Raw genomic sequence first — 19,553 nt, forward strand, 5'->3', positions numbered from 1 at the left:
AGCGTCTGGTCACTTCTGACCTGTTCCCGGTTACCGAGGATATTCCCGAAGATGTTGAAGTTGTCCCACCAGTTCTGGTGGATATCCTGCCGGTTATCCCGGATTCCTTCGGTCAGGTTTGCGTCTGCCGCCCTGTCGGTGCGGATGTCCTGCCGGAGCCCGAAGATCCCGGCGAGCGACCCCAGGGGATCGAAACCCGGGGTGGGCGCGGGGGCAACGGTGTCCACAGGAGCGATGGTGTCTGTTGGCGTTACGGTGGCCTGTGAATCGTCTGCTGCGGCGAAGGCAGGGATGGCAAACGCCATCATGACGATGAAGGCCAGGGGAACCAGATAATTTCTTTCTCTCATATTGAATCAGTCCTGCACTGCATGGTTTGTCAGGGACCCGTTATACCGGTTCCCTTCGTGCATACAATCCTGGATGCAGGATGCTCATATATTGCCAGAATGGCCGGGCTCTCCCGTTTAACCCTGTCCGGGTATGCGTTGAACCGGGAGGTTAGCTGAGGGAGATCATGATTTTCGTTTCAAAAGATGTTTCAATTTTTGCTTTTCAGGTAACCACCTATAAACCCCAGCTTCACACGCTCTGTTGGCGATTCACCATGTCCACCATGCAGCGACCAGGAACCTGTATCGCATTGAGGAAACCCCAGCCCGTAAAATCCCACCGGACCACGGGCAGACCCGGGAGCGCAGGGGACGGTCCCTCCGCGGGCTTCATGGGCACGACATGCCCCGGGATGCTGGACCGGTTTTGCGAACAGTTCCGTTTGACCGGGACAGAAACCAGCCTTGAGGAAGTACTCGAACTCAGGACCTTCGACGAGTTCCTGGCGCGCCATGTGCAGCCGAACGGGATCTACGATGTCCAGTGCATGCTGCTCTGGAGTGAATGGGTCCGTTCCTTCCGCCGCCTCACTTCCGGGTTCCCGAAACTGATCGGTGAAAAAGAGTTTAGCAGTGTTATCACGGACAAGTTCGGCCTGGAGATTGCAAGCAATGGCTTCCGGGGCGCAGTCTATCCCGGCATCCGGTTCGTCCCGTAACTGCCGATGAACCGGATACGGGGAACAGGAGCCGGCAGGTATCGCCGGCGACCCCACCGATAAAAAAAACTATTTTTTTCCGACCAAGACTTTTATATCCAGGCAATGTCTGCAAACGAGTGAATCTTTCTCTTCGGATAGCGCTGCGCATTTGCCCTGATCCGGAATCCTGTCCAACGAGGCCGCGCCACCTGGATCCCGTCCCGGGTTCCGGCCCGGTCAGATCACGAACGGGATAAGCGCACGGACCTCGCGCTTGTACAGGGCGTACTCCTCCCCGAACTCTTCCTGCAGAAAGGTCTCTTCCATCCGGATCTTCATGATAAAAACAACCAGGATAATACCGATGAGACAGACCACCCAGAGATACCCGGTGGCAATCGCCGTGCCGGTGATGCCGGTAAGGATGCCGGTGTAGATCGGATGCCGCACAATACGGTACGGCCCGGTGCGGATAATCCGGTGTTCCATCCTGATGGCGGGCCGTCCGCTCCAGAATTTCCCCAGGTGGACCCGGGCAAAGATTGCAAATCCCAAGCCGGCACCGGTGACGAGCAGACCGGCAATGACAACGGGGATACTGTCAGGAATGATGCGTACCATGAAAAGCCAGGGCGCGAACCAGTTGACAAGGAACACGAAGATCATCCACGGCACTACCATGAAGGACAGGAACGAGAGGGGGGATGACGTCCGTTTGAAGGGCGACCGGTCCCGCCATGCGGACACGAGCCAGTATGCGAAGAAGATTCCCCATAGAATGAAGACCAGTATTTCAGCAATCTGCATGGTATCCGTCCATTCTTCCGCCGTTCAGGTCCACGGTCCCGGAAAAACAGGCAAACGCGGTTGTGTTACGCCTTCGCCCGGTTTCCTGCCGGGTACAGGTGACTCATACAATCTTCTATCCGGGGATATTGAAGGTATGCACCCGACGGGGATAGCTGCATCGGGTGCCGGGAGGATGGAGCCCACACCGAAACCGGTTCGATAGCAATTATATCCGACACATCGCACAGGTAATGATGGAAAAACCGGATACTACGGAAAGCACTGTTTCTCACATGGGACGACTGGTGGATGCCGGAGGGTACTGTCTCCCGGCACTGGTCGGCCTGCTGATGGTGCTGTGGGGAATTTTTCTCGACAGTGGTGACTGGACGCTGGTCATTATCGGCCTTGCACTCTTCCTAGGATTCGGATGGTATGCGTACCAGGTATTTACCGGGAAACCGGCCTGATACACCCACACGACCGGAAAAACTTTTTAAAAATCGCTTTTTTTTGGATCAGGAACCTGAGCAGGATCTCATGAGTGCACCGACCGGATCTCTTCAAGCGGAAATGTGCTGGAGAAACGGGGTATTTACAAGGATTTCAGCTGATATAATCCCGTAATTTACCGAGGAGTGCGAGCTGGTTGTTCGTCTCCTTTTTCTTCTCGTTCTCGATGCTGCTCATAATCTCGTGGATGGGTTTTGCGAGTTCGTAGACTTTCGTGGGCCGGCCCTTCTTCTCGGAGCGGTTCTCGCGGCATTTGATCCAGCCCAGGTCCATCAGGTATTTCATTGCCAGGCTCACTTCAGGCTGACGCAGGTCAGTCCCGCGGTCGATTGCCCGTGAGGTTGCTTCCGGTGTGCCCGCAAGGAACACCAGTACTTTTGCAATGTTTTTCTTGGTTCCAATATCGATCAGCAGATTGGTAAATTCCTCTTCCTTTTCGGTGAAATACTGTATATTTTCCTGTTTCATCGTGCACCTGATTATTCCGGGTTATTCTGGATCGGCATTGAATCTGAACCGATAAATGTATTCCGGTGATTTTTTTGGGGGGTGACAGAACCCGGGGACGGCCGGACACCGGGCAGGCCTGGGGGGCACCGGGGGAGGGTGGGGGTCGCACGGGTACAAATCACCGGCCCGGACCCGGGCCGGCACACTGGACACAACCACTTTTTCTGGCAGATTTACGACAGAGAGATTGTACTGCGGGATCACCCGGAGCCGTATGATGCCCGTGCGGCAAATATAAAAGTACACTGCCCGACCCCCCCACGACCGTTTCCGGTTTTGGACAGAAACAGGCATGATTTACGACGGATATCACGGCCCGGGGAGAGCCCGGAGCGTAAGGGGGGTCGGGCGGTGTACTTTGCGCAGGGTGTGACCCCGGGGTCTTATTGTGCGGGAGCCATGTTCAGGATCGGATCCCACATTTTCGTGCCAGGAGGACGACTGCCAGGGGTACCAGGGTAAGAATCCACGAGAGGCCTGAAGAGGGGGTTGTTCCAGCTGCCGGGACGGATGCATTCCCGTAAGGCACGGGAGAGGTCAACGCCGGGAGGGTGATGACTGGCGTCACGTTACCGGGTATTGTCCCGGCTGAGACGTTCCCCGTTCCTTCCGGAGCCGGTGATGCAACCGTGACGGTAAACCCGGACCGGGAAAACCCATAAACGTCAGAAAGATCGACTGCCACAATCAGGGAACCGTCCCCGCTTACGGCAACCGAACGGGATTTGATCGGGCTTTGTGTTTTATAGGACCCAAGCAGCGTGCCCTGCCGGTTGAATACGCGGATCTGGTTATCGATGCTTCCGGTGGCGATGGTGGAACCGTCGTCAGATACACCCACGCTCATTGCCCAGACCCCGGCTTTTGCGGTAAAGAGAAGGTTACCGTCCCGGTCAAGGGCAAGGACCGTGCCATCGTCGCGTCCTGCAATAATCGTCGACCCATCCCATGAATACGCGAGGGAGATGATATTTCCCCCGGGAAACGACCGGTCCCAGAGAAGCGTGCCGCTGCCATGATACATCCTGATGTGGTTGCCGTTTGGGATCACGATGCCGGTTCCGTCACCGGATATCGCAACGATACCGGGACTTATGGAGTCGTCGTACCAGTTCGGTACGTAACTCAGGTTGAAGCTGCGCAATGCCTTTGCCGTGGTAACGATGATCTGGTCTTTAACCGGGGATAATTTGATGTCGTGCACGGTTTCGGTCACGTTCCTGCCGAGGCCGGAACCGGAATTGTACCAGGACTGCACATAACTCCCCCCGCCGGCAGCGATCATTGACGCATCCGGTGAGATGGAAACATCGGTCACGGTATCCCCAAGCGACTGGTCCCACAGCATGGTTCCCTGCCGCGTGAACAACCGCACGGTCGGGCCCTGTGACGTAACAATGTAGCTGCCATCCCGGCTCAGGTCGACCGTGGTTCCCGACCAGGCCGACCAGAGTTTCGTCCCGTCGGGGGAGAGCACGATCAGCCGGTCCCCGCCGGCAACGATGGTCGATCCATCGTGCGATAGGGCAACGGTGGATAATTCCACTCCCGGGTATGCCGGGACTGTCCAGAGCGGATCGACGGCCTGCACGGCCGGTACCAGGATACAGAGCAGGAGGAGGAGTTTAAGGATCCGGGCGGACGGGCAGGTATGCATTCCAATCAGAGAAACCAAAGGTCAGGATCGGTAAAGAACTATCGCATTGCCCGGTTATATGGCCAGGGGGTGACGGGCATTGGGGAGGTCACGGAGTGGATTGTGGACAGCGGGAAGGGTTACACTATTTACCATAACCCCCTTCCCGTCATCCCCGCCATAGCCCCTTCACAGATACTAAACCGGCGACCGCCCTACGCCGTACGGATTGCGTGTCGTCCAGATGAGGAGAAGGGTCCCCGCTGCGCCGATGACAGCAGCGACGAGAAACCCGGCGCTGTACCCGACAAATGCCCAGATGAACCCAATCATCACACTGGAGATGAGATCGCCGACCCCGTTCATGGTGGCAAGGGCCCCGAAGCCGAGCGCCCGGGACTCCTCTTCCACCATCTCGCCGGCGAGAGCGCCTTCGAGCGTGTCCTCGGCCGCGATGAAGAGGCCGCACAGCGCAAAGAGGAGCCCGTACGCCACCAGGTTCACCGGAGCAATGACAAAACCGATGAAAGTCGCGACTGCAATGGCATACCCGAGAATCAGCATCGGCCTCCGCCCGACCCGGTCGCCGAGCAGCCCAAAGGGGTACGATGACGCGGCATACACGATGTTCCGGACCAGGTAGAGGCCCGCCCCCGCCGCGGTCGCCGTGGCAAAACCGAGCGAGGGGGTGAGGCTGACGATGGCAAAGGCGATGAGCAGGGTATGGGAGAAGTCCGCGATCCCGAAGACCAGCACCGCGGAGAGGAATGATCTGAACCGTGACGGGAGTCCCCGCAGGGATGCGACGAGCGGTCGGGGCCTCGGGTGCGGTGCAGTGTCCCGCTCGCGGAGGAAGAGCCAGATGGCGACGAATGCAAGAACTCCGGGGATGACCGCCAGCCAGAGGATCTCCCGGATACCCATCGATGAGACGAGCACGAGCGCCATTGCCGGCCCGGCGATCGCCCCGAGCGTGTCCCCGGCCCGGTGGAAACCGAAGGCCTTCCCGAGATCCTTCTTCTCCACCGACTTCGAGAGGATCGCATCCCGGGAGGGGCTCCGTATTCCCTTGCCGATCCACCCGACGAGCCGTCCAGCGAGCACCACAAACCACGAGCCGGCAACGGCGATGATCGCAGGGAAGACGGCAGTAGCGACCGAGCCTCCAAGCGCAAACTCCCGCCGCTTTCCGAGCTTGTCAGCGAAATATCCCGAGAAGAGCTTGACGAAACTGGACGCCCCGTCACTCAGGCCCTCGATGATCCCGAGCGCATAGACCGGCGCACCGAGCAGGATCAAAAACGAGGGGAGGAGGACAGTCACCGACTCGTACCCGAGATCGCCAAAGAAACTCGCGAGCCCGGCACCAACTACGGTCCGGTTCAGCCATGCGGGGAGCTGCATAACGGTACATTTTCCGGACAGATGATAAAGGCTGGGGAATTGACGTATCGGACCCGTCAGAATTTCCATGTAAGCGACGGGATGATCTGGCCCGTCACGGGTACCTGATCAGCTCCATCGGGAGAGAAAAACCATGCGCCAAAACAGGGGTTTCCTTCATCGTGACCGTATTTACCCCCCACCCCCCTTCCATTTCGCTTCCCAAAAGCGTACATTAGCGTTTTATAGTGCCGTGCAAAATACTCCGTTTGGCTTGAATCACGTTTAAAATGGGTATTTTGAAAAAATGTGTAAAAGTGTACTGTTTTTTGCATATATTCCGGAAATCGATCGTCCGGATTGGCAAACCAGGGCCGTAAAATGTTTGGATTGAGGGGGGAGATGAGAGGTATCTGATAAGGAAGATATGACGGAGACGGAAGTGAGGGGGTATGTAAAAAGGGGTTCACGCTACGGTTGTATTGATCTGCTCTTGATCGTTACATAGACAATTATTGCAACAAGGGAAATTCCAAAAATATATTCATCGTACAGGAACTGGTCGTGATGGACGACCATCAGCGCAATATTGATCAGGCTGATAACCGCTACACCGGACCAGAAACCGATGGCCAGTATGCTCCAGTCCCAGGTTTTGTTCAGGTTCATAATCAGTATATGGGAAATGTTTGTAAAAAAATTTTCCCGGATTTGCCGGATTCTTTTAAAATTTTTTTCTGAACAGGAAAAAAAATTTCGTAAGGCACGATGCCTTTACGCGAAAAAACGCCTCGTCGGGTTTTGCGCTACAACCTTACCGGGATTCAGGTCCTTACTCATCCACGAAACAAGGCCCTTGATCTAGCGCCTTAATCTACATCAAGATTTGAACTTGCGACTTCCTCCTTACCAAGGAGGCATACATCCGGCCAGGCAATAAAAAAATTCTCTAAAAAAGTATTATCGGATTTAGAAATCAGTCATGACCCTGAACTGGTCGATCTCTTCCCTGTTGAGCTGGTCGAGGAACTCATCCGCCGCATGCCCGATATCCTTCGAGGCAGTAATTGCACGGCCGACCACGAGAATATCAGCGCCTGCCTTGAGAGCTTCCTTCACTACGTCAACACGGATGCCACCGGCAGTTGCTACGAGCAGCTTGGTGCCTGCCGCCTTCTTGATTGCCGCAATGTCGCCCCAGGCATGGGCGGTGTCCTCGGTATCGATCGCACGGTGGAGTTCCACGACGTCGGGCTTGACCTTCAGGCCGGCGATCAGCTTGGCCGGGTTCTGCACGTTCAGCATATCGACGATGGAGTAGATGCCTACCTTACGGGCTTCGGAGATTGCCTTCTCGATGGTCGAGGTCGGGGCGAGGCCGGAGACGACGACCGCATCGGCAGTTGCATCGGCTGCCATGCGGGCTTCGAGGTTACCGGTATCGAGGATCTTCATATCCGCGATGATGAACGCGTTCGGGCGCAGCTTGCGGATCTCGCCGATGACCGATAGGCCGAACTTCTTGATCAGCGGGGTTCCTGCCTCGATGATCACGTGGTCGTTCTCAGGCACTTCCTTCAAGACCTGGGCAACCTTGCCCATGTCCACAAGGTCCATGGCAACCTGGAGGTAGGGTGCGTCCCAGAGGCGCTGTACCTTGAATCCCATGATGCCGTGGGCTGCCCGGTCTTTCTCGTACACGAGCGTCTTCGTGTCCGGGAACTTATCGATTGCGCGGTGGAGGGCCAGCTTTGTCGCGCCGTAGTTGTACCGGTAGATCCGGTTGTAGTCCTTTGCATCCGGGTGGACGAACGCGGAGACCATGATGACCGTCCCCTCGATATCGATCCCTGCAAACAGGTTCTCTTCAACGCAGTCCGCAACCGCCTTTGCCACCGCTGCCTGCACGGGACCGAACATCTCGTTGACCTGCGACATGTCTTTCAGGGTCACCTTCGGAATAACAACCGTTACCGGCTTTGTCAGCAGGTTCGGGCGTACCACGGCAAGAAGGGGGGTATGCCCCTGCGAAAGCTGTGAAACCGCGTTTGCAAACGCTGCACCGACAGGACCTTCCTTGTCTCCCATCAGCAGATCGATATGCGCCAGTTCCGCGCCATCGCCAATAAGTGCTTCTCCGACTAAATACATGGAACTCTCCGTATTGTGATATTATGTGCCCGCATTGTATGATAAAGTTATCAAGTGCCGGCCGGGGCGGGCGATACGATCCGAAACGGTTCGCCACCGGTGCTAGGCAGCTCCCGGCCCACTAAGATTTTTGCGATCCCCATTTTGCGATCCGATGTTTGTTCTTACGGACTCCCCGCAACAAAGAAGTGCCTGCCTGTAGTGGCACCCCGGCTTGTGGGGGTTGGGGGGAGTCTGACTCGTTCCGGAGTATCGGGTAACTGAATATCATTGGCGGGGGACAGGCAGCTGCCGGCCTACCGGATGAATGTAATGCACCTCGCTGAAAATCTGACCGGAGTTTTATTATTTCATTACAGGGTTCCCCGGGAGCAAATTTTTAACATGCGGGACATCATCCACTAATTACCGAATTGAGACGAACATTATGGAAAAGAACCCCTTCGAACTGTTCCAGCAGGAGTGCCCTGAGCTCGCCGAACAGTTCAACAGCCTGGTCGAAGTGCAGAAGTCCTTAAAAGGCCTCGATCCAAAAACCAAACAACTGATCAATATCGCGATCCAGACCGCGACACGGAACCCCCGCGGTGTTAAAATGCACACGATCCTGGCATGCATGTCCGGAGCCACGCGGGACGAGATCATCGGTGCGGTCGTGATGAACCTGCACCTCACAGGGATCGCCACCGTGCTTGAAAGCCTCCCGGCCGCCCTCGAAGGGCTCGAAGTGGCAAAACACACAAAAGAGTAGGGACTAAAAAATCAGGACTGCCCCTTCCGGTCCCGCTCAAAAAACACCTCTTTTGCCGCAGCCATACCGTTGAGTGCTGCCGGGAACCCGGCATAGACTGCCATCATCGTGATGATCTCCACCACTTCCTTCCGGGTGACCCCGACATTGAGGGCCCCGTGGATATGCACCTTCAGCTGGGGAGCGGCATTCCCGAGCGCCGTCAGGGCCGAGACAACGGCGATCTCGCGGGACCGCAGGTCGAGATCGGGCCTGCTGTAGATATCGCCGAACGGAAACTCGATCGTGTATCGCCCGAGATCGGGAGCGATATCCTTCAGGCTCTCTATCACCTTTTCTCCGGCTTCGCCGTCGACTTCTTTGAGTTTCTCCCAGCCCCGTTTGTAGCGTTCGCTCGTCATGATTATCCAAAACGGTGATAGGGTGCGGGAGATGAAAAACCGCACGATGTCCGCACCGGGTATCAGCCGGTTACTCCGTCAGACCAGCAGCTTCCCGGATAATATGTGGACCGCGTGGCCCCGCAGGATGACCCGGTCGCCGTGCAGGGTGACCCGCACGGTCCCGCCACGTGCCGAGCACTGGAACCCGTCAAGCTCGGTTTTTTTGAGTTTTTCTCCCCAGTACGGCCCGAGGCAGCAGTGGGCGGAGCCGGTGACCGGATCTTCCGGGACACCGACTGAAGGGGCGAAGAACCGGGATACGAAATCAAAATGCGGGAGATCGGAGACCGCGGTCAGGATGATCCCCCGCGCCGGAATTGCCGCAAGCGCAGCCATATCGGGTTCAAGGGTGCAGAGGTCTGCAGCTGTTGGGAGCTCGGCAAGGATATCAAAACGGTTCCGCCCCACAAAGACCGGGGAGACTCCCAGTGCCCGGTCAAGCCCGGGAACCGATGCTGCAGAAGTAACCGGTTCGGCAGGGAAATCAAGGGTTATCCAGTCCCCGTCCTTGTGAGCCGTCAGCGTCCCCGATTTTGTCTCAAACACGATCGCTGATTCCGGTTTCCCGCGACCGGTTGTCCATAGGATGAATGCTGCGGCAAGCGTTGCGTGGCCGCAGAGGTCCACCTCGCGTTCCGGGGTAAACCACCGCAGGTTCCAGCAGTCCTGGCCGGGATGCAGGAACGCAGTCTCGGAATGCTTCATCTCTCCGGCAACCTGCTGCATCCAGACAGGGTCCGCCGGCCCATCCATGATGCAGACTGCCGCAGTGTTTCCGCGGAACGGGGCACCGGTGAAGGCATCCACCAGATGCAGCTCAGTACTCATGAGAGTAGGATAGCGTTCCGGATGCTTTAACGTGATCGGGCGCCGGCACGTGGCATTCTGATTTCCGAAAGATTGTCTTCCGGTAACAATCACGCAACCGAATGAATTGCTCCGTACAGGATAGCATTCAGTAATTTATTGAAAAACGAAAACCGCGTACGGTTCGTTATCGTGACCCGTATGCTACCGGGGAGAGATGGTACAGGAAAATGTGGGGTTGGTGAGAATTGAACTCACGATCGACGGGTCTCTCCGACATGCATCAGTGCTCCAACGGGTCATCATCCCATTTAGTCAGTAGACCCATTGTTCATCATCTGCGAGCACAAAGAACGCAAAGACCGCTGGAGCCCGTCGCCATACCGGGCTAGGCCACAACCCCGTGCTGCCAACCGGGACGATCTCCCGTGCTGACTCAATAAAATCGCAGTGCGTAAACTTAAGAGTTTTGTCCGGGTGTCCTGTTCAGGGAACGGGTGCACCACTTCGGGTGCAAATCATCACGAATATAATATTTCCTGACACAATAGTGTTGTAATGGTTGAGGGCAGCTACACGTGCGGAACATCAGCAGTCCCCCTGCTGGGAATGACTATCAGCGAGATGGTCGACAGTATCGCGGAAAAATACCCGGACACCGAGGCCATCGTGTCCGTGCACCAGAACATCCGGTGGACGTACCGGGATTTCCTCGGGCAGGTGAACAGGGTTGCCCGCGCCCTGATGGGTCTCGGCGTGGAGAAGGGCGACCGGGTCGGCATCTGGGCCATGAACCATGCCGAATGGGTGGTAGTCCAGTTCGCGACCTCAAAGATCGGCGCAATCATGGTGAACATCAACCCGGCTTACCGCACGTACGAGTTCGAGTACGTGCTCAAGCAGGCCGAGATCTCGACCCTGATCGTGCAGGGCCGGTTCAAGACCTCGGACTATGTAGGGATGTTCTACGAAGCCTGTCCCGAAGCCTACGAGGCGAAGCCCGGCAGGATCTCAAGCGAGAAGTTCCCGTTCCTCAAGAATGCAGTCTTCCTTGGGGACATCCCGTACAACGGTATGTACACGTGGGGGGATTTTCTGGAAAAGGCGGACGATATCACGATGGACGAAGTCATCGAGCGGGGCGAAGGGCTCTCGTTTGACGACCCGATCAATATCCAGTACACGAGCGGCACCACGGGGTTCCCCAAGGGAGTTGTCCTGACCCACCACAGCGTTCTCAACAACGGCTACATCATCGGTGAGGGCATGGGATTCACCGAGAAGGACCGGCTCTGTATCCCGGTTCCTTTCTACCACTGCTTTGGCATGGTCCTCAGTAACCTTGCCTGCGTGACCCACGGTACGACCATGGTGCTGCCTGCCCCGACCTTCGATGCCGAGGAGGTGTTGAAGACCGTTGAGAAGGAGCACTGCACGGCACTCCACGGTGTCCCGACCATGTTCATTGCCGAGCTCACCCACCCGAACTTTTCGAAATACGATCTCAGGTCCCTGCGGACCGGTATCATGGCCGGCTCACCCTGCCCGATCGAGGTGATGAAGCAGGTCAACACGCAGATGCACATGAGCGAGATCGTGATCGTGTACGGCCAGACAGAAACGAGCCCCGGCGTCACGATGACCACCACGAAAGACCCGCTCGAGCGCCGGGTCACAACGGTCGGCCGCGCCTTCCCGCACACCGAACTCAAGCTCGTCGATTCCAAGACCGGGAAGATCGTCCCGTTCGGTGAGATCGGCGAGATCTGTGCACGCGGCTACTGCGTCATGAAATGCTATTACAATAATCCCTCGGCAACCCATGCCACACTCGATAAGGACCACTGGAACCACACGGGGGACCTAGGCACCATGGATGAGGAGGGCTACTTCAAGATTGTCGGCCGGCTCAAGGACATGGTGATCCGGGGCGGGGAGAACATTTACCCGCGCGAGATCGAGGAATTCCTCCACCACCACGAGAAGATCTCGGATGTCTATGTTGTCGGCGTGCCGGATGTGAAGTACGGCGAGGAACTTTGCGCATGGGTAAAGATGAAGTCCGGCCAGACCATGACCGAACAGGACGTGAAAGACTTCTGCAAGGGGAAGATCGCCCACTTCAAGATCCCGCGGTATGTCATGTTTGTGAACGACTTCCCCATCAACATCTCCGGCAAGATCCAGAAGTACAAGATGCGGGAAGAGTCGATAAAAGTGCTCGGGCTCCAGGAAGCCGACAAGATCCAGACCGCATAATCATTTTTTATGTATTCCTGCATTTTTTCCTGCATATATCCTCCCTGTTTACCCGCATGCTGATCTTCCGTACAACGGAAAGGATTTGTCGCAGGAAGGAGAATCTCCATGCACCATACGGGAGTTGTTGCATGAAGACTGGTATTGTGGTGCTGCTCGTGATAGCCGCACTGGTCCTGTCAGGGTGCATTATGACCTCATCGGAGATCGTGACACCCAAGACCCGGCTCGGGCAACCGGCCATCGTGTCGGCCGGCGACTGCTTCTTTTTAGTCAACGATTCCGCCCACAGCGCGAACACGGGTTCGTCCCAGCAGATTACGGTGAACGGGTACGTGAGCAATATCTGCAACACCTCCTTTGAGGATCTCACGGTGCGGGGCATCTTCTCCGACAGGGATGGCCGGACATTCGCATCAGCCGACAGCTACGTTGGTCACGTCGGGTACCATGAAATGGCACCGTTCAGTCTCACGACCTATACGGACTACACGGACCTGTATACGTACCGGCTCGAGCCGGTGATCGGGGGACAGGGGAAATTTTTCTGAAATTTTTTCTGAACTCCGGATGTGTTCCGATCCGCCCGGGCAGGAACGGGTTTATCCCTGACACCGGGTCATGGAACAACGGGAATCGCATTCCTGTCAGGGGAAAAGAGACAACAACCTGATCCATTCATGGAATGGAATAGTGCCGGTAGTCCATCTGCTTCTGGATCTTCTCCCGCACATCCTGCCCGGCAATCTTTTCGCAGAGAGAGACCGAGATCGATCAATGAAGTCACCCCGCCTGCAGTGATGATGCATCCTTCGTCTACGATCCGGTTCGTCGATACCTCCCGGGCGAAATTTTTCAGGATTGCCTGCAGCTCCGGGTGCGTGGTCGCCCGCCGTTCCCGCAGGAAGCCGGCTGCGCCGAGGAGCAGAACACCCCCGCAGACAGCGGCGATAGTCGTCTTCTCCGAGGCTACGGAGATCCACCGGAGGAACGCCGGGTCCCGCATCAGGCCTTTTATACCATCACCACCGGGGATGATCACGTAATCGTACGCGGAGAGGTCGTTGCCGACACAGGCAGGGACCAGTTCTGTACCCTCAATAGAGCGGACCGTTGGAGTACGTGCACATACGTCCCAGCTGAGGTCCGGGACAAAGCCCATGCTCTTCAGCCGGGTAAGGGGATCGCAGGCACCCGCGAAATCGAGCAGGGTGACATCGTTGCAGATGACAAAGGCGATCTTCATGGCATATCCCTACCCTCCATGGCGGGGGAGGGCCTGGTAACATGCGGCCCCCTCTGGTGGGATCGGTACAGTCCGGTTATAGGCCCTCTTCATTCATTGAATTTTTTGTACAGATAGTTTGCCACGAACTGGAAGATCAGGATGAAGATCACCAGCGCCATGATATCCAGCAGCGGCGGGAAGAGCGATGTGCCGGTATACGCGTACCCGATCATGTCGTTTCCATAGGTAAGCGGGGAGAACAAGGCGATCTCCTGCCCAATCAGCGGCATGGCTGACAACGGGATGAAGACACCGGAGATGAAGATGAGCGGCAGCCGGACCGTGTTGAGCATGGACATCACTTCCCCAACGTTCTCGGTGGGGTACGCAGCAAACAGGGTCCCGAGGGTAGCAAAGCAGAACGCGGTCAGTGCCATGGCAATCAGAAGAACCAGGGGATGGACAACCGGCGTACTGAAGAGTATGACACCGATCACGAGCGGAAGACATGCAATGCCAAGACTGTAGAGAAAACCGCTCAGGCTCTCGCCGAAGACCAGCGAATGGAGCGAGATCGGTGCCGAGAGCAGACGGTCGAACGTCTTTACCCGCCGCTCGATGGGGATCGACACCGGCTCGATCGAGGAGGCGGAAAAGAGGAGGGTGATCGCGATCAGCCCCGGGATCAGGGTGCCGGGCGGGGCGTTCTTCCCGATGGCAAAGGCAAGGAACATGAAGAGCGGGAAGAGGATGCCGGAGACGATGATGTTGGGCTTGAGATAATAGATCCGCATGTCCTTTCTGGCAATCGCCCATGCGGCAGATATCTCCCGGGAAAGACGTTCCGTCCACCGCTCGTGATCAGTCAATGGCATGGACTGCACCCCCTGTCCGCTTTAAGCCGGTCAATTTGATGAACACGTCCTCAAGGCTCGGGCCAAGCGTCGTGATACTTATCACTTTGAGATCGTGGGAGCGGGCATAGGTCATCACGGCATCGATAACTTCAGACGGATCTCCTGTATAGATCTTGAACTTGTCACCGGCCTTGCGTACATCATCCGCCCCAGGGAGCAGGCGGAGCTCGTCCAGCTGGTCCGGGGAATTGCGGTTGAACGAGAACTCGATCGACTGCACACTCCGGATCGTCTTTTTCAGCCGTTCCGGTGCATCGATGGCAGCGATGGTACCTTTATTGATGATCGCCACCCGGTCGCACATGATGTTGGCCTCCTCGATGTTGTGGGTCGTCAGAAAAACCGTAACGCCATCGCGGACGAGATCCGTGACCACATCCCGTATAATGAGGTTGCTCTGGACATCGAGCCCCGAGGTGGGTTCATCCAGGAAGAGCAGGCGCGGGCTGTTGACCAGTCCCATCGCGAGCGTCAGCCGTCGTTTCATACCCTTGGAAAACCCGTGTGCGATGTCATTGCGCCGGTCGTATAACCCGAAGAGCGTTAACAGTTCGACAGATTTCTTCTCCCGTTCCTTCCTTCCCACGTGATAGAGTTCTGCCGAGAACATCATGTTCTGCCACGCGGTCAGGTCATCGTAAACATTCGAGGTCTCGGATACAATGCCCATGGACTGCCGTGCGGCTACGGTGTCGAGCCCGATATCATGGCCGAAGATGGTCGCCGTCCCCGAGGTCGGCCGGGAGATACCCGTGAGGATACGGATGGTGGTGGTCTTGCCGGCGCCATTGGGGCCTAAAAAGCCAAAGGTCTCTCCCTCGCTTACGGAGAAACTGATATCGTTGAGCGCGGTGAGAGGGCCGAATTGTTTGATGAGATGGGATACTTCAATTGCGTTCATGGCGATTGGACTCAAGGATTATTTTCTCTGTATGGTACGGAACCATTTATTTCTTTGTTCCACCGGCGAAGAACGGTCGGGAGGCCAGGATAAAAAACGGGGTATGAAGAGTTACAGTACGCCAAACCACGCTATGTAGGAGATCGCTACCATCACGACGACAAGGACGATGAGGATCTTGTACCCGCACTTTTCGCAGATACCGAACAGGGAGGGATGGTGTTCGTGCGAATAGGAAGAGGAACAGACCCTGCAGGTTTTTGATCCTTCCTGGTGTTCAGAGGGTTCAGGGTGTTCGTGGTGTTCAAAGGCCTCGTGATGGGACATCGTATTCCAATCTCATCGGCTGTTTGGAAAAACATATCGGAACAGAATGTGCTGCCGGCTATTCCCGGGGAAGGGTGAACCGGATTGCCGCACCCTGCAGGGGATCGCCCGGGATACGGTCCTCTGCCTGGATGCTGCCACCGTACCTCTCGACCAGAGTCCGGCAGATGAACAATCCCAGCCCCCGTCCGCTGACCGAGGTATCGCCCCTCTGGAACCGTTCGAAGATGAGGGGCTTGAGCGGGTCGGGAATGCCATGCCCATGGTCCTCGATCGAGACCACAACGTCCCTCTCCCCGGGAGTGACCCGGATCGCGATACGCGGAATCGGTCCCCCGTACTTGATGCTGTTGCCGATAAGGTTGGAAAAGACTGACGAGAGCATATCGTCTGCTATGATAACCGCGTCCCCCCCATCGTATTCGATCCACGCATCGGGGTATCCTGAAACCTCCTTCCGGATTATATCGGCGAGACGGAAACGTGTCTGTTTCGCCGGGGATTCGCGCAGTTTCCGTAACGTCGAGACATTGCGGATGATCTCATCGCTTTTTTCAAGGGATTTGATCAGCTTATAGGAGAGTACCTCCTTCTCAACACCTGGTCGTTCCAGGAGAAGCCGGCCATAATTGAGGCTCGCAGTGTTGATGTTGTTGACATCGTGGGTGAGAATGTCCAGGTAGAGATTCGCATCGTCATTCAGCTGCTGGAGCAGCTTCTCCATGTTCAGCCGTTCGGTGATATCGATAAAGGTCAGGACAGCAATGTCCGCTGCGATCTTCCGTGCCGCAACCACGGCAACCCATTCCGAACCGTCACACCGCCGCATGAGGATCTCCGTTGCCGGGGTACTGCAGTGCGAATCCAGGTGAGCAAGAAGCCGGGTGAGCGGGGCCGGTTCCGCGATGAACGTCTCCAGGCTCAGGCCTTCAACCGCTTTGGCGGTGAGGGCAAGGGCACTGGCAAACCGCTGGTTCATCTCCAGGATCCGTTGATCCGTGAGACTGACGAGCAGCACGCCGTTTTCGGTATTGTCAAAGATCGCGTGGTATTTCCTCTTCTCCCGGATCAGGTGGGCGGTCAGGAAAGAGACGATCAGGGCAACGGCAACATCGAGGCCGGAACGGATCGCTGCAGTAACTATGTCGCTGCCGGAAGGATACCGGAACAGGACCACGACGGCAAAATAGAACATGGAGAGGAGATAGACCAGCAGCACGCCCCTGCGCCGGTAAAAATAGGCAAAGAGGATTGCGGGAATGACATACAGGGAACCCACGGTATCCGGCTGGACTCCGGCCATCAGCGTGACGATGGTCACCAGCATCAGCAGGACAGCAAAAATGATAAGACCCGCTTTCCAGTAACTCTCGCGGATGCCAAAGGGTATTTCCGGCACGGAAATGCCATTCCTCAGGGGTTCCCGTGACGGGAGATCAGGGACGAGTCCGGTCTCCTTCAAAACGCTCTATGTGCGTATGCTGGGGATGAGATGAAAAAGGTTGTGGAGAGGGAGCGAACTGACAGGGAGCCAACCCCGGTTATGCAGACTGCGCCCGCTTCACCAGCTCGCGTGCTGCTGTTGCCGCACCGGCCAGCACTGCATCTTCGCCCGGGATCTCATGGTTGAGCATCAGCACACGCCCGTTGCAGATGGTGGTCTCGACTGCATAACCGCTGCAGGAGTAGATGAGGTTCGAGGTCGCGTTGTGAAGCGGGGTATTGCAGGCCGTGCGGGTTGCAACGAGCACGAGATCGGCCGGTGCTCCCACGGCAAGCGTGCCGGTGGGGAGCCCCAGTGCCTTTGCCCCGCTGGACGTTGCCATGCGGAGCGCTTCCGGTGCAGGGAGCTGAACGGGATTGTTCCAGAAGAACTTCTGGAGGAGGGCGGCGGTCTTGGCTTCTTCAAACATGTCGAGGTTGTTGTTCGAGGCGCAGCCGTCCGTGCCGAGAGAGACGTTGGCCCCTGCCGAGGAGAGCCAGTGGTATGGCATTGCCCGGTTGGTGGCAAGTTTCATGTTGCTCGCCGGGTTGTGGGACGCGGTGGTGCCGCGTTCCGCGAGGAGCCGGCACTCTGCCTCGTCGAGCCAGCAGCTGTGGGCCGCGACCGTGCGGGGAGTGAGAATACCGCAGGCGTCGAGGTGGGCAGCCGGGCGTTTGCCGTGCTGTGCCATGCAGTCGGTCACTTCCTTCTCGGTTTCCGACAGGTGGATGTGGATCCCGATCTTCTGCTCACGGGCAAACTCTGCACACCACTTCAGTCCTTCCGGGGAGACGGTATAGATCGCGTGGGGACCGACGGCCGTGGTAATACGGGGGTTGCCGAGCGAGCGGACATGGGCCGTGAGTTTCTCAGTGGCCCTGCACTCGTTCTCGCGCTTCTCTGCAGTGAAGAGGTCGATGAATCCGTACGAGAGCACGGCCCGGATACCGGCCTCGTCCACGGCACGGGCCGCCTCGTCCATAAAGAAGTACATATCGTTAAACGCAGTAGTTCCGGTCCGGATCATCTCGAGGCAGGCAAGGCGTGTCCCCCAGTATACGTCGCTTGCGGCAAGGTGGGCCTCGAGCGGCCAGATTTTCTGCGAGAGCCAGTCCTGCAGGATCATATCGTCAGCATAGCCCCGCAGGAGCGACATCGCCGCGTGGGTATGGGTGTTCACGAGGCCCGGGAGGGCGATCGCGTTGTCGCCGTCAATGATGAAATCCGCCTCGCCCCTATGCTGCTTCCGCACGTTTTCGCCGATTCCCCGGAGGATCCCCTTCTCATCGATGAAGATATCCACGCTTTTGCCGTCAGCAACAACGTTTATGATCAACAGGGAACGGTGCTTATCAAAAATTTCATGCATTTCGTGTTCTGCCATGGTCTCCCTCGTTTCATTCCATATGTTCAATGATGGTCTTCACGATCTCTTCCGTGCGGTGCCGGTGCTCCCGCGAGACGCTGACGATATGCTCGTACGTCAGCACCTCAACACCAAGGCCATTTGCATAGTTCTCGATGGTGCAGAGCGCGGCAAACTGAAGCCCGAGTTCGCAGGCAAGGGTCGCTTCCGAGGCAACCGTCATACCCACCACGTCCGCAATCCATGCAAGCGACTTCACCTCAGCAACGGTCTCGATCCGCGGGCCCCGGGTCTGGACGTACACACCGCCGAACCGGGCCGAAGGCACCAGCCTGCCCAGTTCCTTCGCCAGCTCTTCGGAGAGTTCCGGCCGGACATGCTCGATTGCATGATCGTGGATAGAAGGGATGTCGGTCAGGCTGATATAATCGGTCGGGACCAGCAGGGTGCCCGGCGCGATCTTCGGCTTGAGCGAGCCGGAGGACCCGAAGGCAACGATCTTCGTGACGCCCGCAATTGCCAGTGCGGCAAGGTTCGCCCGGTGATTGATCCGGTGCGGGGGCAGGGAGTTCTGGTGTCGCATCAGCATGACTAGGTTGTCCCCGCAGAGCAGCTCTGCGCTGCCAAATGGTGTGGCAACCCGGCGTTTTTCGAGATCCGGCAGGGTGGAGAAGAGGAGGCTTGTCCCGCCGATAATCCCGAGCATCAGGACCACCCGGGAAGAGTCGGGGTGATCGTTCCGTATCCGGGTACAGGGGGTATCATCATATCGGCCAATTGTATCCCTTCGCTTTCAGAATGGTTGGCGGGAGAACACTAATAATTAGCGCAGTCCGGGAGGGACGGTCGTTCCTGCAATCCGGTCCGGGACGACCGAAGATATTCCGGCACCATCGTGAAAGAGAGGGGGGCGGACCCGGGATCATGGCGCTGAAAAAGACGAACAATTCTTTTAACCTATGGCATCCTACTAGATAGGAGCGGGCCGGTAGATCAGTGGTAGATCGCTTCCTTGGCATGGAAGAGGCCGCGGGTTCAATTCCCGCCCGGTCCATC

At 57.0% G+C, this 19,553-nt stretch carries 21 protein-coding genes and 2 tRNA genes; 6 read left to right on the forward strand and 17 right to left on the reverse strand.

All coding sequences use genetic code 11. The annotated features are described in order from the left end of the window. On the reverse strand, positions 1 to 350 hold a 350-nt coding region (locus ABSE13_RS12180; protein WP_424028786.1), incomplete at its 3' end, for a hypothetical protein. Between the two features lie 266 nt (positions 351 to 616). Between ABSE13_RS12180 and ABSE13_RS12185 the strand changes: the two genes are divergently transcribed. Beyond that, entirely contained in the window at positions 617 to 1,051 is a 435-nt protein-coding gene (locus ABSE13_RS12185) for a hypothetical protein (protein WP_424028787.1), read from the forward strand. A gap of 219 nt (positions 1,052 to 1,270) precedes the next feature. On the opposite strand, the gene ABSE13_RS12190 is transcribed toward ABSE13_RS12185, so the two are convergent. Then, on the reverse strand, positions 1,271 to 1,840 hold the full coding sequence (locus ABSE13_RS12190) for a methyltransferase family protein (RefSeq protein ID WP_424028788.1): 570 nt from the start codon (positions 1,838 to 1,840) through the stop codon (positions 1,271 to 1,273). A 275-nt stretch (positions 1,841 to 2,115) separates the two neighbouring features. Here ABSE13_RS12190 and ABSE13_RS12195 point away from each other — a divergent pair, with 275 nt between their 5' ends. Beyond that, a complete protein-coding gene (locus tag ABSE13_RS12195; protein WP_424028789.1) occupies positions 2,116 to 2,292 on the forward strand; it encodes a hypothetical protein in 177 nt (58 codons plus the stop codon). 136 nt (positions 2,293 to 2,428) lie between these two features. On the opposite strand, the gene mreA is transcribed toward ABSE13_RS12195, so the two are convergent. The 5 genes from mreA to ABSE13_RS12220 all read right to left on the reverse strand — a co-directional run bounded on the left by mreA (position 2,429) and on the right by ABSE13_RS12220 (position 8,015). Next, positions 2,429 to 2,803, reverse strand: coding sequence for an MreA family transcriptional regulator (mreA, locus tag ABSE13_RS12200; RefSeq protein WP_424028790.1), 375 nt, complete (start codon positions 2,801 to 2,803; stop codon positions 2,429 to 2,431). A gap of 445 nt (positions 2,804 to 3,248) precedes the next feature. Next, entirely contained in the window at positions 3,249 to 4,502 is a 1,254-nt protein-coding gene (locus tag ABSE13_RS12205) for a WD40 repeat domain-containing protein (RefSeq protein WP_424028791.1), read from the reverse strand. Positions 4,503 to 4,679: 177 nt separating this feature from the next. Then, positions 4,680 to 5,885 carry an MFS transporter gene (locus tag ABSE13_RS12210; RefSeq protein ID WP_424028792.1) on the reverse strand — a complete coding sequence of 402 codons (1,206 nt, stop codon included), beginning with the start codon at positions 5,883 to 5,885 and terminating at the stop codon, positions 4,680 to 4,682. A gap of 450 nt (positions 5,886 to 6,335) precedes the next feature. Further along, the gene (locus ABSE13_RS12215) at positions 6,336 to 6,533 is read right to left on the reverse strand and encodes a hypothetical protein (protein WP_424028793.1); all 198 of its coding nucleotides are present in this window, start codon (positions 6,531 to 6,533) and stop codon (positions 6,336 to 6,338) included. A 300-nt stretch (positions 6,534 to 6,833) separates the two neighbouring features. Then, the gene (locus ABSE13_RS12220) at positions 6,834 to 8,015 is read right to left on the reverse strand and encodes a bifunctional 5,6,7,8-tetrahydromethanopterin hydro-lyase/3-hexulose-6-phosphate synthase (RefSeq protein ID WP_424028794.1); all 1,182 of its coding nucleotides are present in this window, start codon (positions 8,013 to 8,015) and stop codon (positions 6,834 to 6,836) included. Positions 8,016 to 8,442: 427 nt separating this feature from the next. On the opposite strand from ABSE13_RS12220, the gene ABSE13_RS12225 reads away from it, so the two are divergent. Next, on the forward strand, positions 8,443 to 8,766 hold the full coding sequence (locus ABSE13_RS12225; RefSeq protein ID WP_424028795.1) for a carboxymuconolactone decarboxylase family protein: 324 nt from the start codon (positions 8,443 to 8,445) through the stop codon (positions 8,764 to 8,766). An 11-nt stretch (positions 8,767 to 8,777) separates the two neighbouring features. Here the strand turns inward: ABSE13_RS12225 and ABSE13_RS12230 are convergent, their stop codons facing one another. The 3 genes from ABSE13_RS12230 to ABSE13_RS12240 all read right to left on the reverse strand — a co-directional run bounded on the left by ABSE13_RS12230 (position 8,778) and on the right by ABSE13_RS12240 (position 10,419). Then, positions 8,778 to 9,167, reverse strand: a complete 390-nt coding sequence (locus ABSE13_RS12230) for a carboxymuconolactone decarboxylase family protein (RefSeq protein WP_424028796.1) — start codon at positions 9,165 to 9,167, stop codon at positions 8,778 to 8,780. A gap of 78 nt (positions 9,168 to 9,245) precedes the next feature. Continuing rightward, positions 9,246 to 10,037 (reverse strand): PhzF family phenazine biosynthesis protein, encoded by a 792-nt coding sequence (locus ABSE13_RS12235; RefSeq protein WP_424028797.1) that lies wholly within the window; start codon positions 10,035 to 10,037, stop codon positions 9,246 to 9,248. Positions 10,038 to 10,249: 212 nt separating this feature from the next. Continuing rightward, positions 10,250 to 10,419: transfer RNA gene (locus ABSE13_RS12240), tRNA-Trp, on the reverse strand. Between the two features lie 155 nt (positions 10,420 to 10,574). Here ABSE13_RS12240 and ABSE13_RS12245 point away from each other — a divergent pair. Both ABSE13_RS12245 and ABSE13_RS12250 read left to right on the forward strand, forming a co-directional pair. Further along, positions 10,575 to 12,275 (forward strand): AMP-binding protein, encoded by a 1,701-nt coding sequence (locus ABSE13_RS12245; protein ID WP_424028798.1) that lies wholly within the window; start codon positions 10,575 to 10,577, stop codon positions 12,273 to 12,275. Between the two features lie 131 nt (positions 12,276 to 12,406). Then, positions 12,407 to 12,826, forward strand: a complete 420-nt coding sequence (locus ABSE13_RS12250) for a hypothetical protein (protein WP_424028799.1) — start codon at positions 12,407 to 12,409, stop codon at positions 12,824 to 12,826. 68 nt (positions 12,827 to 12,894) lie between these two features. Here the strand turns inward: ABSE13_RS12250 and ABSE13_RS12255 are convergent, their stop codons facing one another. The 7 genes from ABSE13_RS12255 to ABSE13_RS12285 all read right to left on the reverse strand — a co-directional run bounded on the left by ABSE13_RS12255 (position 12,895) and on the right by ABSE13_RS12285 (position 19,203). Continuing rightward, on the reverse strand, positions 12,895 to 13,521 hold the full coding sequence (locus ABSE13_RS12255; RefSeq protein ID WP_424028800.1) for a DJ-1/PfpI family protein: 627 nt from the start codon (positions 13,519 to 13,521) through the stop codon (positions 12,895 to 12,897). An 89-nt stretch (positions 13,522 to 13,610) separates the two neighbouring features. Then, positions 13,611 to 14,378, reverse strand: a complete 768-nt coding sequence (locus ABSE13_RS12260; protein WP_424028801.1) for an ABC transporter permease — start codon at positions 14,376 to 14,378, stop codon at positions 13,611 to 13,613. After that, positions 14,365 to 15,321 (reverse strand): ATP-binding cassette domain-containing protein, encoded by a 957-nt coding sequence (locus ABSE13_RS12265; RefSeq protein ID WP_424028802.1) that lies wholly within the window; start codon positions 15,319 to 15,321, stop codon positions 14,365 to 14,367. Before ABSE13_RS12265 ends, ABSE13_RS12260 begins: the two co-directional genes overlap by 14 nt. A 111-nt stretch (positions 15,322 to 15,432) precedes the next feature. Beyond that, on the reverse strand, positions 15,433 to 15,648 hold the full coding sequence (locus ABSE13_RS12270) for a hypothetical protein (protein ID WP_424028803.1): 216 nt from the start codon (positions 15,646 to 15,648) through the stop codon (positions 15,433 to 15,435). A gap of 58 nt (positions 15,649 to 15,706) precedes the next feature. Beyond that, positions 15,707 to 17,110, reverse strand: coding sequence for a sensor histidine kinase (locus ABSE13_RS12275; RefSeq protein ID WP_424028804.1), 1,404 nt, complete (start codon positions 17,108 to 17,110; stop codon positions 15,707 to 15,709). A 79-nt stretch (positions 17,111 to 17,189) separates the two neighbouring features. After that, on the reverse strand, positions 17,190 to 18,515 hold the full coding sequence (locus ABSE13_RS12280; RefSeq protein ID WP_424028805.1) for an amidohydrolase family protein: 1,326 nt from the start codon (positions 18,513 to 18,515) through the stop codon (positions 17,190 to 17,192). 13 nt (positions 18,516 to 18,528) lie between these two features. Then, entirely contained in the window at positions 18,529 to 19,203 is a 675-nt protein-coding gene (locus ABSE13_RS12285; RefSeq protein ID WP_424028806.1) for an MTAP family purine nucleoside phosphorylase, read from the reverse strand. Between the two features lie 276 nt (positions 19,204 to 19,479). Between ABSE13_RS12285 and ABSE13_RS12290 the strand changes: the two genes are divergently transcribed. Continuing rightward, positions 19,480 to 19,551, forward strand: a tRNA-Ala gene (locus ABSE13_RS12290). The last annotated feature ends 2 nt before the right edge of the window (positions 19,552 to 19,553 follow it).

The organism is Methanoregula sp. (assembly GCF_049518935.1).
Taxonomy (GTDB): Archaea; Halobacteriota; Methanomicrobia; order Methanomicrobiales; family Methanospirillaceae; genus Methanoregula.

Coding starts and splice junctions, on each gene's coding strand:
- ABSE13_RS12185 (WP_424028787.1), top strand. CDS start 617: ATGCAGCGACCAGGAACCTGTATCGCATTGAGGAAACCCCAGCCCGTA.
- ABSE13_RS12190 (WP_424028788.1), bottom strand. CDS start 1,840: ATGCAGATTGCTGAAATACTGGTCTTCATTCTATGGGGAATCTTCTTC.
- ABSE13_RS12195 (WP_424028789.1), top strand. CDS start 2,116: ATGGGACGACTGGTGGATGCCGGAGGGTACTGTCTCCCGGCACTGGTC.
- mreA (WP_424028790.1), bottom strand. CDS start 2,803: ATGAAACAGGAAAATATACAGTATTTCACCGAAAAGGAAGAGGAATTT.
- ABSE13_RS12205 (WP_424028791.1), bottom strand. CDS start 4,502: ATGCATACCTGCCCGTCCGCCCGGATCCTTAAACTCCTCCTCCTGCTC.
- ABSE13_RS12210 (WP_424028792.1), bottom strand. CDS start 5,885: ATGCAGCTCCCCGCATGGCTGAACCGGACCGTAGTTGGTGCCGGGCTC.
- ABSE13_RS12215 (WP_424028793.1), bottom strand. CDS start 6,533: ATGAACCTGAACAAAACCTGGGACTGGAGCATACTGGCCATCGGTTTC.
- ABSE13_RS12220 (WP_424028794.1), bottom strand. CDS start 8,015: ATGTATTTAGTCGGAGAAGCACTTATTGGCGATGGCGCGGAACTGGCG.
- ABSE13_RS12225 (WP_424028795.1), top strand. CDS start 8,443: ATGGAAAAGAACCCCTTCGAACTGTTCCAGCAGGAGTGCCCTGAGCTC.
- ABSE13_RS12230 (WP_424028796.1), bottom strand. CDS start 9,167: ATGACGAGCGAACGCTACAAACGGGGCTGGGAGAAACTCAAAGAAGTC.
- ABSE13_RS12235 (WP_424028797.1), bottom strand. CDS start 10,037: ATGAGTACTGAGCTGCATCTGGTGGATGCCTTCACCGGTGCCCCGTTC.
- ABSE13_RS12245 (WP_424028798.1), top strand. CDS start 10,575: ATGGTTGAGGGCAGCTACACGTGCGGAACATCAGCAGTCCCCCTGCTG.
- ABSE13_RS12250 (WP_424028799.1), top strand. CDS start 12,407: ATGAAGACTGGTATTGTGGTGCTGCTCGTGATAGCCGCACTGGTCCTG.
- ABSE13_RS12255 (WP_424028800.1), bottom strand. CDS start 13,521: ATGAAGATCGCCTTTGTCATCTGCAACGATGTCACCCTGCTCGATTTC.
- ABSE13_RS12260 (WP_424028801.1), bottom strand. CDS start 14,378: ATGCCATTGACTGATCACGAGCGGTGGACGGAACGTCTTTCCCGGGAG.
- ABSE13_RS12265 (WP_424028802.1), bottom strand. CDS start 15,321: ATGAACGCAATTGAAGTATCCCATCTCATCAAACAATTCGGCCCTCTC.
- ABSE13_RS12270 (WP_424028803.1), bottom strand. CDS start 15,648: ATGTCCCATCACGAGGCCTTTGAACACCACGAACACCCTGAACCCTCT.
- ABSE13_RS12280 (WP_424028805.1), bottom strand. CDS start 18,515: ATGGCAGAACACGAAATGCATGAAATTTTTGATAAGCACCGTTCCCTG.
- ABSE13_RS12285 (WP_424028806.1), bottom strand. CDS start 19,203: ATGCTCGGGATTATCGGCGGGACAAGCCTCCTCTTCTCCACCCTGCCG.